This window comes from Hanstruepera flava (assembly GCF_023634025.1).
In the GTDB taxonomy this organism is placed as follows: Bacteria; Bacteroidota; Bacteroidia; order Flavobacteriales; family Flavobacteriaceae; genus Hanstruepera; species Hanstruepera flava.
Genome location: NZ_JALJCW010000004.1, coordinates 183,605 through 197,349, shown reverse-complemented (window position 1 = coordinate 197,349; position 13,745 = coordinate 183,605). Strand labels below are relative to the sequence as shown.

General features: G+C 31.9%; 14 protein-coding genes. 5 read left to right on the top strand and 9 right to left on the bottom strand.

Annotated elements, in window-relative coordinates; genetic code table 11:
* Positions 1-5: 5 nt before the first annotated feature.
* Together MTX13_RS13035 and MTX13_RS13030 are read right to left on the bottom strand one after the other, a co-directional pair.
* Entirely contained in the window at positions 6-425 is a 420-nt protein-coding gene (locus MTX13_RS13035) for a thiol-disulfide oxidoreductase DCC family protein (RefSeq protein ID WP_250436377.1), read from the bottom strand.
* A gap of 57 nt (positions 426-482) precedes the next feature.
* Positions 483-2,651 carry an endonuclease MutS2 gene (locus tag MTX13_RS13030; RefSeq protein WP_250436376.1) on the bottom strand — a complete coding sequence of 723 codons (2,169 nt, stop codon included), beginning with the start codon at positions 2,649-2,651 and terminating at the stop codon, positions 483-485.
* A gap of 102 nt (positions 2,652-2,753) precedes the next feature.
* On the opposite strand from MTX13_RS13030, the gene MTX13_RS13025 reads away from it, so the two are divergent.
* The gene (locus tag MTX13_RS13025) at positions 2,754-3,707 is read left to right on the top strand and encodes an alpha/beta fold hydrolase (RefSeq protein WP_250436375.1); all 954 of its coding nucleotides are present in this window, start codon (positions 2,754-2,756) and stop codon (positions 3,705-3,707) included.
* Positions 3,708-3,713: 6 nt separating this feature from the next.
* Here MTX13_RS13025 and MTX13_RS13020 read toward each other — a convergent pair whose 3' ends face one another.
* The 3 genes from MTX13_RS13020 to MTX13_RS13010 all read right to left on the bottom strand — a co-directional run bounded on the left by MTX13_RS13020 (position 3,714) and on the right by MTX13_RS13010 (position 5,314).
* Positions 3,714-4,502 (bottom strand): TerC family protein, encoded by a 789-nt coding sequence (locus MTX13_RS13020; RefSeq protein WP_250436374.1) that lies wholly within the window; start codon positions 4,500-4,502, stop codon positions 3,714-3,716.
* Position 4,503: 1 nt separating this feature from the next.
* Positions 4,504-4,875 (bottom strand): DNA topoisomerase IV, encoded by a 372-nt coding sequence (locus tag MTX13_RS13015; protein ID WP_250436373.1) that lies wholly within the window; start codon positions 4,873-4,875, stop codon positions 4,504-4,506.
* 76 nt (positions 4,876-4,951) lie between these two features.
* On the bottom strand, positions 4,952-5,314 hold the full coding sequence (locus MTX13_RS13010; protein WP_250436371.1) for a helix-turn-helix domain-containing protein: 363 nt from the start codon (positions 5,312-5,314) through the stop codon (positions 4,952-4,954).
* A 292-nt stretch (positions 5,315-5,606) separates the two neighbouring features.
* Between MTX13_RS13010 and MTX13_RS13005 the strand changes: the two genes are divergently transcribed.
* The 3 genes from MTX13_RS13005 to MTX13_RS12995 all read left to right on the top strand — a co-directional run bounded on the left by MTX13_RS13005 (position 5,607) and on the right by MTX13_RS12995 (position 7,885).
* A complete protein-coding gene (locus MTX13_RS13005) occupies positions 5,607-6,764 on the top strand; it encodes a M14 family zinc carboxypeptidase (RefSeq protein ID WP_250436369.1) in 1,158 nt (385 codons plus the stop codon).
* Positions 6,765-6,829: 65 nt separating this feature from the next.
* Positions 6,830-7,309 carry an Lrp/AsnC family transcriptional regulator gene (locus MTX13_RS13000; protein ID WP_223034504.1) on the top strand — a complete coding sequence of 160 codons (480 nt, stop codon included), beginning with the start codon at positions 6,830-6,832 and terminating at the stop codon, positions 7,307-7,309.
* Between the two features lie 60 nt (positions 7,310-7,369).
* Positions 7,370-7,885: a DinB family protein gene (locus tag MTX13_RS12995; protein WP_250436362.1), complete on the top strand. Its 516-nt coding sequence runs from the start codon at positions 7,370-7,372 to the stop codon at positions 7,883-7,885.
* Here the strand turns inward: MTX13_RS12995 and MTX13_RS12990 are convergent, their stop codons facing one another.
* Both MTX13_RS12990 and aroB read right to left on the bottom strand, forming a co-directional pair.
* Complete coding sequence (locus tag MTX13_RS12990) at positions 7,886-8,188, bottom strand: hypothetical protein (RefSeq protein WP_250436360.1); 303 nt, start codon at positions 8,186-8,188, stop codon at positions 7,886-7,888. It lies immediately after the preceding gene.
* Positions 8,189-8,275: 87 nt separating this feature from the next.
* On the bottom strand, positions 8,276-9,343 hold the full coding sequence (aroB, locus tag MTX13_RS12985) for a 3-dehydroquinate synthase (RefSeq protein WP_250436594.1): 1,068 nt from the start codon (positions 9,341-9,343) through the stop codon (positions 8,276-8,278).
* A 94-nt stretch (positions 9,344-9,437) separates the two neighbouring features.
* Here aroB and MTX13_RS12980 point away from each other — a divergent pair, with 94 nt between their 5' ends.
* A complete protein-coding gene (locus MTX13_RS12980; RefSeq protein ID WP_250436359.1) occupies positions 9,438-10,613 on the top strand; it encodes a proline dehydrogenase family protein in 1,176 nt (391 codons plus the stop codon).
* Between the two features lie 2 nt (positions 10,614-10,615).
* Here the strand turns inward: MTX13_RS12980 and MTX13_RS12975 are convergent, their stop codons facing one another.
* Both MTX13_RS12975 and MTX13_RS12970 read right to left on the bottom strand, forming a co-directional pair.
* Positions 10,616-12,934: a GumC family protein gene (locus tag MTX13_RS12975; RefSeq protein WP_250436350.1), complete on the bottom strand. Its 2,319-nt coding sequence runs from the start codon at positions 12,932-12,934 to the stop codon at positions 10,616-10,618.
* Positions 12,935-12,944: 10 nt separating this feature from the next.
* Positions 12,945-13,736 (bottom strand): polysaccharide biosynthesis/export family protein, encoded by a 792-nt coding sequence (locus tag MTX13_RS12970; RefSeq protein ID WP_250436341.1) that lies wholly within the window; start codon positions 13,734-13,736, stop codon positions 12,945-12,947.
* Positions 13,737-13,745: the final 9 nt, after the last annotated feature.

Below are 13,745 nucleotides of genomic sequence, written 5' to 3'. Positions count from 1 at the left end.
CAGGGCTAGTTCAAAAATTTCGATTTTAATTCAGGTGTGGGTATCATGCATTCATCTTTTTTCCCATACCATTTGTAGCGGTTCTTGGCTATAAAATCGTATACCCAGTTTCTAATAAAGGGAGGCACAATAAAAAATATTGAGAGCATATTAATTGGAAAACCTAATTTTGAAGCTATTTTAAGCGCTGCTGTCGACTTATAAGAAATTCCCTTTTCTTCAGAATAAACCAGGATAGAATCAACTTTAGAAGTGTCAATATTATAATGGTTTATTATATTTTGTCCAATCTCACTTTGTAGTGGTGCGAATAGAAAATGGTCTTTTTTATCATGCTTTATAACATACTGAATGCTAGAGTTGCATAAATTGCAAACACCATCAAATAGAATAAGATTTTTTTCTGTTGGTATAAGGTTTAGCATACAACAAAAATAAGCTATAAACTTTTATGGAATTTAAAAATTGCGTTAAAAGGCAATTTACTTTTTTGCTTCAACCAGTTCTAACTGTTCTAAACTTACATTTGTGGTAAACAAGCCATAGTTAACTGTGGCTTTGTTTTTCTCAATTTTGTCAATACTACCAATGGCTCGGCCATCTTCAAGACGTACGCGGTCTCCAATTTTAAGTACTGGTTTTGGTGAAGGAGGTTTTAAGGCTTCTTTTTTCTTGGCTTCTTTTTTCTTTTTTCTAATAACTTCAACCTTTTTTTCTGCTTCTTGTTTAACCAGCTTTGCTTTAGCTTTCTCTACTTTTTGCTGTTTTACAGAAACCTTTTTGCGTTTTGAATTTTCAATTTGAACTAATTTAAAAAGTTCGTTCAGTAACTCACGCTTCTGTTTATTATTATAATATTTTTCGGCTAAATCGTTTACTTTTTGCCCTAAATAAATTAATCGTTGATTGTTATCATATAATTCTTGGTAGCTTTCAAGCTTTTTTTGAATTTTGTTGTTAATCTCTTCAAGTTTTTCGGCTTCATCTTGTTTTTTTCGCTCATTGAGTTTTAATGATTGCTCTGTTTTTTCAAGTTTTGAGCGTTCTTTTTGGAGCTTGGCAATTGTTCTGTCAAAACGCACTTTTCCGCGTTCAATTTTCTTTTTAGCACGATTAATTAAGCTGTAGGGAATACCGTTTTTTTGTGCTACTTCAAAAGTGAAAGAGCTACCTGCTTGGCCTAAAGCCAGTTTATACATGGGCTCTAATGTTTTTTCATCAAACATCATGTTGGCATTTTGCATAAATGGCAACTCATTAGCCAAAATCTTAAGATTGGAGTAGTGTGTGGTTATGATGCCAAATGCCTCTCTGTGGTAAAATTCTTCAAGAAATGTTTCAGCTAAAGCGCCACCCAATTCTGGGTCACTTCCAGTTCCAAATTCATCAATTAGGAATAAGGTGTTTTTATTACATTTTTTTAAGAAATAATTCATTTGTTTTAAACGATAGCTATATGTACTCAAATGATTTTCAATTGATTGATTATCTCCAATATCAGAAATAACTCTATCAAATAAAAACACTTTACTGCGCTCATGAACCGGTATTAACAAGCCGGCTTGCAGCATAAGTTGCAACAAACCAACAGTTTTTAATGTAATACTTTTTCCTCCAGCATTGGGTCCGGAAATAACAATAATTCTATTGTCCTGGTTAAGTTCTATGGTTTGAGGATATGTTTTTTCTTTTTTCTTTTGATTGCTTAATAACAACAGCGGATGAAAGGCATCTCGCAAATACATAGATCTATCGTCGGTTAATTCAGGTAATACAGCATTAAGAGCCTTTGCGTATTTAGCTTTTGCTGAAATGACATCCAGTTCAGTTAAAAAATCCTGATATTGTATCAGTAATTCACGATATGGACGAATAAAATTAGTAACCTCTTTAAGTATTCTGATAACTTCTTCATGCTCTTCGTACTCCAAATTGTTAAGCTCTCGAGTATGTTGTAATGTAGTTTCAGGTTCAATATAAACAATACTGCCTGTTTTGCTACCACCCATAATAGCACCTTTAACCTTACGCCTATACATGGCTTTTACAGCCAAAACACGCTTGTTGTCTACAACAGACTCCCGAATATCATCTAAATATTCTAGACCATGATACAAATTCAATGCTGTGGCAAAGCTTTGGTTAATTTTTCCTTTAAGCTTGTTTATTTGTTGGCGCAATTCTGCAAGCAATACAGATGATTCATCCTTTACATCGCCAAACCTATCCACTATACTGTCAATTTTTTCAATGATGACTTTGGTGTAATCTACTGTTTCAGAATAAGCTTGTAATTTTGGGTAGTATTCTTTAAACTTCTTAAAAAACAGAAGGATTTCGTTTACGGTCAAAGAAGTTGAAGCAATTTTTTTAAGACTATGGGTTTCTAAAAATGTGTTTTCTATTTTTAAAAGTTGTAATTCCTTGGCAATGCTTTCAAAACCATGATTTGGTATTCGGTTGTCATTAAAAAAAGAGGAGACGTATTCATTGGTTAAGCTCAAAGCATCTATAACCTCATGTCTAGATTTATAAGGTGTTATTAGTAGTGCTTTTTCATGACCAAGATTTGTAATGCAAAGCTCGCTTACTTGTTCCAAAACAGTAGCGAATTCTAAATCTTGCAATGTTTTTTTATGAATATTTATCATGCATTGTCTCTTAATGACGTGCAAATTTAAGTATAAAACTTAAAGTAAAATTGTTTTGGTGTTTTTATAATTGTGTAGATTTGAAATTATATAAATTAAATTATGAAGCTATATAAATTAGTATTTTTTGTTTTGCTAATTGTTGCCTTGGTTAGTTGTAAAAATGATTATTCAAAATACACCAAAGTACCGGAATACGTTAACAATTTACAGCCTGCAAACCAAAAATATTTTGATGCTTATGATAAAACCCTTGAATTGTGGGATGTTGATTATCAAGAACTATATATCCCAACACAATATGGAACAGCACATGTTATAGCTAGTGGTTTGGGAAATTCAGAATCACTGGTATTGTTGCATGGTATGAATGCTAGTAGCACTATGTGGTATCCAAATATAAAAGCGCTATCTGAAGATTTTCAGGTATTTGCCATAGACTTTCTGTTAGAGCCAGGGAAATCGTATAAAGAAGCAGAAATTAATGAAATAGAGCAGGTTTCTGCTTGGTATTTTGAAGTTATTGAAAAATTAAAGCTTAAAGAGTATAGTATTATTGGTGCATCAAAAGGCGGGTGGATGGCTGTTAATTTAGCTTTATACAATCAGGATAAGATTAAAAAAATGGTATTATTAAGTCCTGCCCAAACGTTTATTTGGATTAGGCCTAGCGCCAATTTATTTGAAAATATTGTGAGTTTGTTTTCTTCAGATGACAAACAATTTGAAACCAGTTTGAAAACAATGTCTATAAACCCAGCCAATATTGAAAAAAAATATCTGGATCAATACTATCTAGCAACTAAACGAGACTCTTTAAACGAATTTACTTTAGACATGACGCCATTTAGCAAAAACGATTTAAAGTCTTTAAAAATGCCGGTTTTGGTTTTAATTGGCGATGATGATATGATTAATAATGATAAATCAATACGGTTGACAAAAGAACTTATTGGAAGTGGGCAAGCTGAAGTGATCTCTAATGCTGGCCATTTTCTTTCAATAGACCAAGCAGATGCAGTAAATGCCAAAATGATAGAATTTCTAAAGAACTAGCTCTAGCTATTTTTGTTTTCTGGTTATTCTATAATTTAAAAATTCAACAAATAGTGAAAATGCTATTGCAAAGTATAAATATCCTTTTGGAATAGCGCCTACAGATTTACCAAATAATTCAGTTTCAGATAAGTGCGCAGCCTCTGTAACTAGCATAAAGCCAATAAGAATTAAAAACGCCAAGCCAAGCATTTGAATGCTGGGGTGTGTATCAATAAATTTCCGTATTGGGTTAGCAAAACCAATCATAATCGCAATAGATATTACCACGGCTATTATCATAAGCACTAGGTTGTAGTTGTGGTTTTCATGCAAACCATTTGTCATACCAACAGCAGTTAAAATTGAGTCTATTGAAAAAATAAAATCGATAATAAGAATTTGAGTAATGGCTTGAGAAAACGATTTTATTTTTTTCTGTTTTACTGAATCTTCATCATGTTTTGGCTCTTCAACTTTTTCACGAATTTCTGAAGTGCTTTTGTAAATTAAAAACAAACCACCACAAAACAGTATTAAAGCCTGCCAGCTAATACCAACATAAAGCCATTCTGTTTCAATAGTATAAAAAGGATCCTTTAGGCTTATTAAAAACGATACAAAAAATAATAATATAATGCGCTGCACCATTGCTAATAATAAACCAATATTGGTAGCTTTGCTGCGTTGGGATTCGGGAAGTTTGTTGGCTGCAATAGATATAAACACAATATTGTCAATCCCTAAAATTATTTCAAGAAAAGTTAATGTTAGCAATGCCATTATTGCGTCGCTAGTAAGTAAAAAATCTAGCATGTTAATCTATTTTTTTAGCAATACCTTTTTGTTTTGTTTTATCGCCTACATACGAGTATTCAAAGGTATAAGATGAATCTGTGGTAGTTAAAATTTTTAAGTGAATATCTTTTCTTTCTATTCTGTTTTTAGGATTTATGGTTTTAAATACAACTTCACAATCGTTTATCCATCGTACTTCAGAACTATCTACTTTATTATTGTAGGTTTCTATTTGAAGGTTATTAGTTCTAATAAATTCTGATGTGTATATGGAATCATTAATTTTTATTTCGCTTTTAAATGTTCCTATCTGATAGTCTTTACAATTACGCTCAACTTCATAACAGCTCACAAACATGAACAAAACAATACACAAGAAAATAGATCTCATTAAATTATTTTTTTTACAAAATTAATAAACTAAAAACTCTAACATGTGATTGTTATCAGGATATTTTGCCCAAAAACTATGACTCGTCATAATTTTTAAAAGTACCATCCTTATAGAAAATGACAATCCTGTCAATCTCCTTATTTACAGAAGTTCTTTTTGGAATATCTGGAATAGTAGGTTGAGGATTATTGATCTTTACGGTTTCCTTTTGTTTCGGAAAAGTTCCTTTGCCATTCAGCAACCAATATAATTCGACTTCAGGGTAGGATGAAAGCACCTTTAAAACAAAATCTAAACTGGGCTTATTTCTTCCAGAAAGAATATGAGAAATACTAGAGCGTTGCACACCAATTTTTTCTGCAAAAGATGCAGCCGATTCATCGTAGAATTTAATCACTTTTTGGAGGCGTTTCGAAAAATCATCAGTGTTTATCATTGTGAACTTTAAAGTGGGCTATAATAATGTTACAAATGTAAATAAAATATATGATTAAATATAAATCTCACTATTATTTGTATTTTAAATTTAAATTTAAAGTTCATATCATATAATATAAAATACTGAAAAACAATTAAATAATAAATTTAAAATTAAATGCTAGTTATTTTCTAATTTTTGATGCCGTCTTTTAAGCCTTATTGTATACAATTGTATATTGTGGATTTAAATTACGTGTTTACATTTGTAAATATTGATTTGTTTACCTTTGTAATTGCAAACGTAAACTATGGCATTTTCAACGCTTTTTTCAACCTATAAAAATTATAAGGAATCACAATTATTTCACAGGTATATTCATAATGAAATGATAATGCCGTTATTAAAAAAACTACCAGAAAGCTTTAGTCTTAATGTTGTGGGTAAGTCAGTATTGGATAGACCAATTTATGCGGTTAAAATCGGAAATGGTAATAAGCGCATTTTGTTGTGGTCTCAAATGCATGGAAACGAATCGACAACAACAAAAGCTATTTTTGATATTTTTAATGCATTTCAGAGTTCAGATAGTGTTTGTTTAGAAATATTAAGCACATGTACATTGTTGTTTATTCCTATTTTAAATCCTGACGGCGCTCAAGCCTATACGCGACCTAATGCCAATTCGGTTGATTTAAATCGAGATGCAAAGGCATTGTCGCAACCCGAAAGTGTTGTATTACGTAAGTTATTTGATGATTTTAAGCCGCATTTCTGCTTTAATTTGCATGGACAACGTACCATATTTTCTGCAGGTAATACAGATAGCGCGGCTACGTTGTCATTTTTATCTCCTGCAGAAGAATCATCTAGATTGGTTACTAATACGCGTAAAAAAGCCATGGAAGTCATTTCTGCAGTAAACAATTGTATGCAACAAGTTATTCCAAATCAAATAGGGAGATACGACGATACTTATAATGAAAATTGTGTTGGTGACACCTTCCAGAGTCTTGGTGTGCCAACGATTCTTTATGAGGCTGGGCATTTTTCAAAAGATTATGCAAGGGAACAAACTCGTGAGTTTATTTATCAATCTTTACTGATTGCTTTACATTACATAGCAACTAAAGAGGTAAGTGGGGAGAATTACGAGCCTTATTTTGACATTCCCCAAAATGAAAAATGCTTTTTTGATATTATAATTAGGAATGCTAAAGTTGGTAAAAGTGGGTTTGTTACGGATTTAGCCTTTCAATATCAAGAGCAATTGGTTGATAATCACATAAAATTCAAGCCTATTTTAGAAAAAAATGAAAATTTAGATAAATTTTTTGGACATAGGGAATACAATGCCAATGGTAGCCTTGTTTCAGCACCAAACTTCCAAGAAATACAGGTAGGCTTCGCAAACGATTTCGTTTTGATAAATAATGAAGAATATTCACTTTTATTAAGTGAATCTTGATTTTAGATAGAGATAATTCAACAAAATTGTATTATTTTTGATTTTTATCTAAACAAAATTAACAAATGGGAAAGTTTAAATTAGACGAAATTGATCATCAAATACTTGATATGCTGATCGATAATACAAGAGTTCCGTTTACGGATATAGCTAAAAAGTTGGTAATTTCTGCTGGTACAGTACATGTAAGAGTGAAAAAAATGGAAGAAGCTGGAATAATAAAGGGCTCTTCTTTAACTTTAGACTATAAAAAATTAGGATATTCTTTTATTGCATATGTAGGTGTGTTTTTAAATAAAACTTCCCAAACTAAATTTGTAATAGAGAGAATTAACGAAATTCCATTTGTTACTGTTGCTCATATAACTACTGGTAAATTTAATGTGTTTTGTAAAATAAGAGCTCGAAATACAGAGCATGCTAAAGATGTGATTTTTATGATAGATGATATTGAAGGTGTTTATAGAACCGAAACCATGATTTCGTTGGAGGAAAGTATTAATGATAAGAAGCGTTTGATGCATTCCATATTTAACAATATGTAATTAAAAACACAAAACAGCCTTAAGTAATTAAGGCTTTTTTTATACTGAAATGTTTTAAATATGATAGTTTCTGAATTAAAATATAATGAATTTGCAGACTTCTACAGTGGTTATATTAATAAAGCCAGTGGTTTGGATCTGCTTACCGGGTTAAAACAAAGCGGAAGCGATACCTTAACATTTTTTGAGGCCATTCCACAAGAAAAACAGGAGTATGCCTATTTAAAAGGTAAGTGGACTATTAAAGAGCTTTTACTTCATATCATTGATGCAGAACGTGTTTTTGCTTACAGGGCATTACGTTTTGCGCGTCAAGATCCTACAGCACTTCCTGGCTTTGAAGAAAATGATTATGTTCGTTATAGTAATGCTAATAGCCTTGATATGGAAGCATTGCTAGAATCTTATAAATTATTAAGAGCATCAACGGTGAGTTTGTTTGAGAGTTTTACAACTGATATGCTATTGCAAATAGGGAAGGCTAGTGGTTCTAATATGTCAGTAAGAGCAATTGGATTTGTAATTATTGGGCATGAAAAACATCATATTGAAATTGTTAAAGAGCGTTATCTGTAACTATTCTTCTTCATCTGTCAGTTTTTCATTTCTTATATCTTCATTTACAACAATATGGCCAAGGTCGTTTAGTTCTAAATCATCATTAACATCAAAATTAGCCATAGTATAATGTAATTTGCTGCTTACCTTAACTAAATAGATGGTTTCATCTGTTTTAATTTCAACAGCTTCAATAGTTTCATTTTTATGATTGTCAAAAACAATTATATCATCATCTCCATAACCATCAGGATATTTTTCTGTAAGTAGCTGTAACAGGTTAGGAGTTAGTTTTTTATAGTCAACTATAACGCGTTTCATGATTCATAATTATTTGAATTGTATTAATCCCTTAATTATTTCCTTTCATGCAATGTCTTAAAGTTACAAATTAATTCTTAATTTAATTTATGCTTTATAATAATTAAAAGCCTCAATTATAATGTCGTTAGATACCTTGCAATCAACCTTTGGTTTACCAATATCTTCAAGTAAAACAAAGTTTATATTGCCATGTTCGTTTTTCTTGTCGAATTTTAAAAGTTCAATTATTGGCAAGTAATCAGAATCCTGAATAGTTTCTTTAGGAAAGTAGTTTAAGATGGTTTGTTTGATATTTTCACACTGTTCCATTGAAAATCCACTTACTTTAATTGAAATATATGTGGCTAAAATCATGCCAATAGCAATAGCTTCACCATGCAACAAACTGTCTTTGTTTGAATGAGATAGAAAATAAGATTCTATAGCATGTCCTAAAGTGTGTCCATAATTAAGTGTTTTTCGTAGGCCATTTTCATTAGGGTCTTTTTCTACTATATTTTTTTTGATTAAAACAGAATCATAGATTAATGAATCTAAGTCATTGACATTTAGTTTACTTGGGTTTTCAAACACATCCCAGTAAGCTCTATCTGCTATAAGTCCATGTTTTAGCATTTCTGCCATTCCAGAGCGCAGTTGGTTTTGTGGAAGTGTTTGTAAATAGGCAGTATCAATCAATACCATTTCACTAGTGTTTATTACACCAATTTGATTTTTTAAATGACCTAAATCTACTCCGGTTTTACCTCCAACAGAGGCATCAACCATGGCTAATAATGATGTTGGAACATTAATGTAATTAATTCCGCGTTTAAAAGTAGAAGCTATAAACCCTCCAATATCAGTTATCACACCACCTCCTAGATTAATTAGTAAGCTTTTTCTATCAGCACCTAATTCAGATAATGCATTCCAAACACCAACACAGGTGTCGATGGTTTTGTGCTGTTCACCCGGTTCAATTTCAATTATCTCTATTTGACAAGTTGTTTCTACTTGACGTAAGAAATTGGAAAGACAATAGTTATGTGTGTTTGCATCAACTAAAACAAAAATAATAGAGTAGTTGTGTTCAGCTAAATGAGCATTTAACTTATTATAGCAAGTAGAATTAAAATGGATGAAGTAATCTGAAGTCTGTATGGAGTCCATGTAATATTTTGAATAGCGATGTAAAAATAAGAGGTTTTTTTTATAAAAAAGTAACTGAATCATAATTATATTTGTCATAATAAACCTAGCGCTTATGGCAAGTGAAAAAATATTTGATAATACTGAAATCGCCTTTGAGTTAAAAAGCGATACCGAGTTAGAAAGAGCTCATTTTTTATTCAAAATGATTTCAATAGAACCACTTGTCCGTATAGGGACAGCGGTTACTAATTTTGCAATTAAAGCTAGTTTGCCAGTTGAAGGGCTTATTCGTTCTACTGTTTTCGACCACTTTTGTGGTGGTGTAAATGAAGAAGATTGTTTGGATGTTATAGATGCCATGTATTCTAAAGGCGTGAGTTCTGTATTAGATTTTTCAGTAGAAGGTAAGGAAACGGAATCGCACTTTGATGCTGCATTAGAAACGACTTTAAAAATTATTCGTTTTGCTGCAGAAAAAGAAGCCATGCCAATTGCTGTGTTTAAGCCTACTGGTTTTGGGCGGTTTTATTTGTATCAGAAAAAAGGAGAGGGGAAATCTTTTAATGAATCCGAACAAGCCGAATGGGATAGAGTAGTAGCGCGTTATGATGCTGTTTGCAAATTGGCTAAAGAAAAAGATGTCGAAATTTTGATTGATGCGGAAGAAAGCTGGATGCAAGACGCGGCAGATGAGCTGGTTACAGATATGATGAGAAAGTATAATACAGAACAAACCATAGTATATAATACGCTTCAAATGTATAGGCACGATCGTATGGATTTTTTAAAAGCACAGCATAAGCTAGCCAAGAAAGAAGGTTTTTCATTAGGCTATAAAATTGTTAGAGGTGCCTACATGGAGAAGGAAAATGATAGAGCATTGGAAAACGGCTACCAAACCCCAATTTGTGAATCCAAACAGGCTACAGATATAAACTTTAATGCTGCCGCTAAATATATTTTAGACCATTTAGATACTATTTCACTTTTTGCAGGCACACATAATGAAGAAAGTAGCTATCTTATAATGGATATGATGGCTGAAAAAGGAATTGAAAAAAATGACAATCGTGTTTGGTTTGGGCAATTATTTGGTATGAGTGATAATATTAGTTTCAATTTAGCGCATTACGGTTATAATGTTGCCAAGTATGTGCCTTTTGGTCCTGTAAAAGATGTTATGCCTTATTTAATTCGAAGAGCTGAAGAAAACACTTCTGTGGCTGGACAAACAGGAAGAGAACTGGCTTTAATTAAAAGAGAAAAAGAAAGGCGTAAGCTTAAGTAATTTTAAGAAAATTTCCACCATTTTCTTTTATTTGGATTCTTTCCATAGCCGTAACCATAGCCATTTCCTTTTTTCTGATTAACTGCATTCAGCAATATGGTCATATTCGGAAGGCGCTTTTCGTTATAGATGCTTTCAGCTAAATGCAATTGGCGTTTGTCAATATAATTGGCGCGAACTACATAAATAAATAAATCGGCATGATGACCAATAAGCATAGTGTCTGTTACTAAACCAACAGCTGCCGTATCTACAATAATATAGTCGTATTTGTTCTTAATGTCATCAAATAATTCCTGCATGCGGTCACTCATAAGTAGTTCCGCTGGGTTAGGTGGGATAACACCAGATGGAATAACATCAAGAAATTCGTTGCCTTCAAGGTTCTTTATAACATCTTTTAGAGTTAAATGAGGGTCGCTAATATAATTAGTTAAACCAATTTCATTTTTTACATTTAAGTAGTTTGTAGCTTTTGGCACTCTAATATCTGTTTCAATCAATAAAACTTTCTTTTCTGAAAAAGATAATGACAGGGCTAGATTTATTGAAGTATGGGATTTTCCTTCTTTACTAGTAGTAGATGTTACAAATATAGTTTTTGCTCTATTGTCTATACTTTTAAGCATGAAGTCGATATTCGTACGAACCATTCTAAAGGCTTCCGCTTTTGGCGAATAATCAACTTTATTTATTAATTGTGCTCGTTTGTTAGAACGTGGTATATCACCAATAAACGGCACGTCTATTTCTTTCTTGACATCTTTTGCAGTATGGACTTTTGTATCTAATAAATTCATTAGGTATATCAAACCTATAGGTGCGGAAAACCCAAGTATCAATGCAGCTAATATTATAATAACCTTTTTTGGTGAAACAGGCTTGCTTGAGGCAAATGCCTTATCTACAATTTTAGCATTTGGAGACGATACACCATGTGTAATTGCAGATTCTTCACGTTTTTCTAATAAATAAAGATAAAGAGACTCTTTAATATCTTGCTGGCGTTTAATGTCTCTAAACTCACGTTGCTTTTCAGGTGCTGAATAGATTTGTGAGCTAATTCTTGCGTTTTCTGATAGTAGATTATTGTACGTTATTTCATTTGATGAACGAATACTACTTAAGCTTTGTGAAAGATTGGTTTTTAACTGATTAATCTGATTGGTTAAATTAACAACAGTTGGATTTTTTTCACTTGAATATTTAAGCAATCGGTTGCGTTCTTGAACAAGCTCGTTATGACGTTTAGTTACTTGAGCTATATTGTCATCGCCTATACCAATGTTTGCAGGTAATAAATCGCTTGCATCTATACTTTCAGATAAGTGATCGTTCATATAATCAATCAATTGAATTTGATTGGCTACTTCAATTATCTTACTTTCGTTTTCTCGCTCATTTCGAAGCATCAAATTCGATTGCGTAGCTAAATCGGTCAATTTTTTCTCTTGTTGAATATCTTCTGCAGTTAAATCGACCTGACCCAATTCTCGAGAAACAATTTCAAGACGATTATTTATAAAATCTGAAGTAGTTTTAACAACCATTTCTTTATCGTTTACCACATCTTCGTTATACTTTTCAATAAGTTTATCTAAAAACAGTTCACCTTTTTGCCTTACATTGTCATTAATAGAAAGCTTAATAATACTAGACAATTCATTGGTTTCAATTTGTAACTTGTTTTTATAATGACTTGTAATACCGTTTAATGGTGATACTTTAATTTTAATTTTAGAACCAATTTTCGTGGCATATTGACCTATGTTTGGGGTAATGATAATATCTCCGAAAGTAGTTGGAACACTCTCGCCAAAATCATAAAGTGCGCCATCATTATCAGTTTCCTCATCTAATCCTTTAATATAAAAATCTTTTGACGAGTTTATTTTAATATTAAAGGTTGTGTCAATCTTGTGTAGTATCGAATCTGTTATACTAAAATTGATGTTTAATGGCTTGTTAACATAAACTTCGTGAGCTTGTACACGACCCTCAACAAACATTTGAACATTAAATTTGAGATCTTTAACAACACTCTTTATTAAATTTCTGGATTTTATTATTTCTATTTCATCAAGTACGTTGTTTTTATCATTACTAAAGAGCCCATAATTCTGTAACGATGAAATTTCTGGTAATTTATTTTGAGACTTATCGTCTTTTATTTTGATAGTTGCCTTTGCATGGTATTCGTAATTGGCATAGCGTAGATATAAGAATGAGAGTGCTAACGCACTAATTACACAAAGCAGAATAAACTTCCACTTTCTTGTATAGGGTTCAATTAAATCGCTAAAATGGTCGGTATCTTTCATTTAATTTAGGTTATTGAACTAAAAATATAGCTAAAATAGTCGCTAATGTCCCAACTGCTGAAATTATTATACCATTGTTTTGGTTGTAGGAAGCCGACCTAACTTTTGCTTTATTTGGTTGTACGTAGAGCACATCATTTTGTTGAAGATAATAATTAGGAGAATTCACGACATTAACAGATGTTAAATCGAATTGTGTAAATTGCTTTTTACCATCGTTCTCACGAATTAAGAAAACATTTTCACGCTTGCCATGTATGGTCAAATCTCCAGCCATGCCCAAGGCCTCTGTTAAGGAAATACGTTCGTCTTCAATTGTAAATGTACCAGGCGAGTTAACTTCACCTAAAACTGTAACTGTAAAATTTATCAACCTAATGTTCACTATTGGGTCCTTGACATATTCAGACAGCTTATTCTTTAATAAAGCTGTAGCCTGCATTCGTGTTAAACCACCTAATTTAATTGTGCCTAAAACAGGATATTCAATATTTCCATTGTTATCAATTAGGTATGTTGGCATTTTTAATTCGCCGTTAGCGTTTAAATCTGATGCGCTATATGAAATGGCTGGAAGATTAAATGGTGCAACAGCATCTTTGTCACCACCTACACTTATAAATAGTAAATCATTTGGCTTATAGGCTATTGAAGGGTTTACATCCATTTGATTTGACTTTGTAACTGGTTCATCTTGAAAGTATATTATTTCCTTACTTGTTACACAAGATGAAACCATTACTAATAAAGCAAATGAGGTTAATAACTTAATGGTTATATGTTGTTGGATATTCGTTTTCATATTAATACT

Bases quoted from the DNA above. Each gene is read 5' to 3' on its own strand.
- MTX13_RS13035 (WP_250436377.1), bottom strand. From the start codon at position 425: ATGCTAAACCTTATACCAACAGAAAAAAATCTTATTCTATTTGATGGT.
- MTX13_RS13030 (WP_250436376.1), bottom strand. From the start codon at position 2,651: ATGATAAATATTCATAAAAAAACATTGCAAGATTTAGAATTCGCTACT.
- MTX13_RS13025 (WP_250436375.1), top strand. From the start codon at position 2,754: ATGAAGCTATATAAATTAGTATTTTTTGTTTTGCTAATTGTTGCCTTG.
- MTX13_RS13020 (WP_250436374.1), bottom strand. From the start codon at position 4,502: ATGCTAGATTTTTTACTTACTAGCGACGCAATAATGGCATTGCTAACA.
- MTX13_RS13015 (WP_250436373.1), bottom strand. From the start codon at position 4,875: ATGAGATCTATTTTCTTGTGTATTGTTTTGTTCATGTTTGTGAGCTGT.
- MTX13_RS13010 (WP_250436371.1), bottom strand. From the start codon at position 5,314: ATGATAAACACTGATGATTTTTCGAAACGCCTCCAAAAAGTGATTAAA.
- MTX13_RS13005 (WP_250436369.1), top strand. From the start codon at position 5,607: ATGGCATTTTCAACGCTTTTTTCAACCTATAAAAATTATAAGGAATCA.
- MTX13_RS13000 (WP_223034504.1), top strand. From the start codon at position 6,830: ATGGGAAAGTTTAAATTAGACGAAATTGATCATCAAATACTTGATATG.
- MTX13_RS12995 (WP_250436362.1), top strand. From the start codon at position 7,370: ATGATAGTTTCTGAATTAAAATATAATGAATTTGCAGACTTCTACAGT.
- MTX13_RS12990 (WP_250436360.1), bottom strand. From the start codon at position 8,188: ATGAAACGCGTTATAGTTGACTATAAAAAACTAACTCCTAACCTGTTA.
- aroB (WP_250436594.1), bottom strand. From the start codon at position 9,343: ATGGACTCCATACAGACTTCAGATTACTTCATCCATTTTAATTCTACT.
- MTX13_RS12980 (WP_250436359.1), top strand. From the start codon at position 9,438: ATGGCAAGTGAAAAAATATTTGATAATACTGAAATCGCCTTTGAGTTA.
- MTX13_RS12975 (WP_250436350.1), bottom strand. From the start codon at position 12,934: ATGAAAGATACCGACCATTTTAGCGATTTAATTGAACCCTATACAAGA.
- MTX13_RS12970 (WP_250436341.1), bottom strand. From the start codon at position 13,736: ATGAAAACGAATATCCAACAACATATAACCATTAAGTTATTAACCTCA.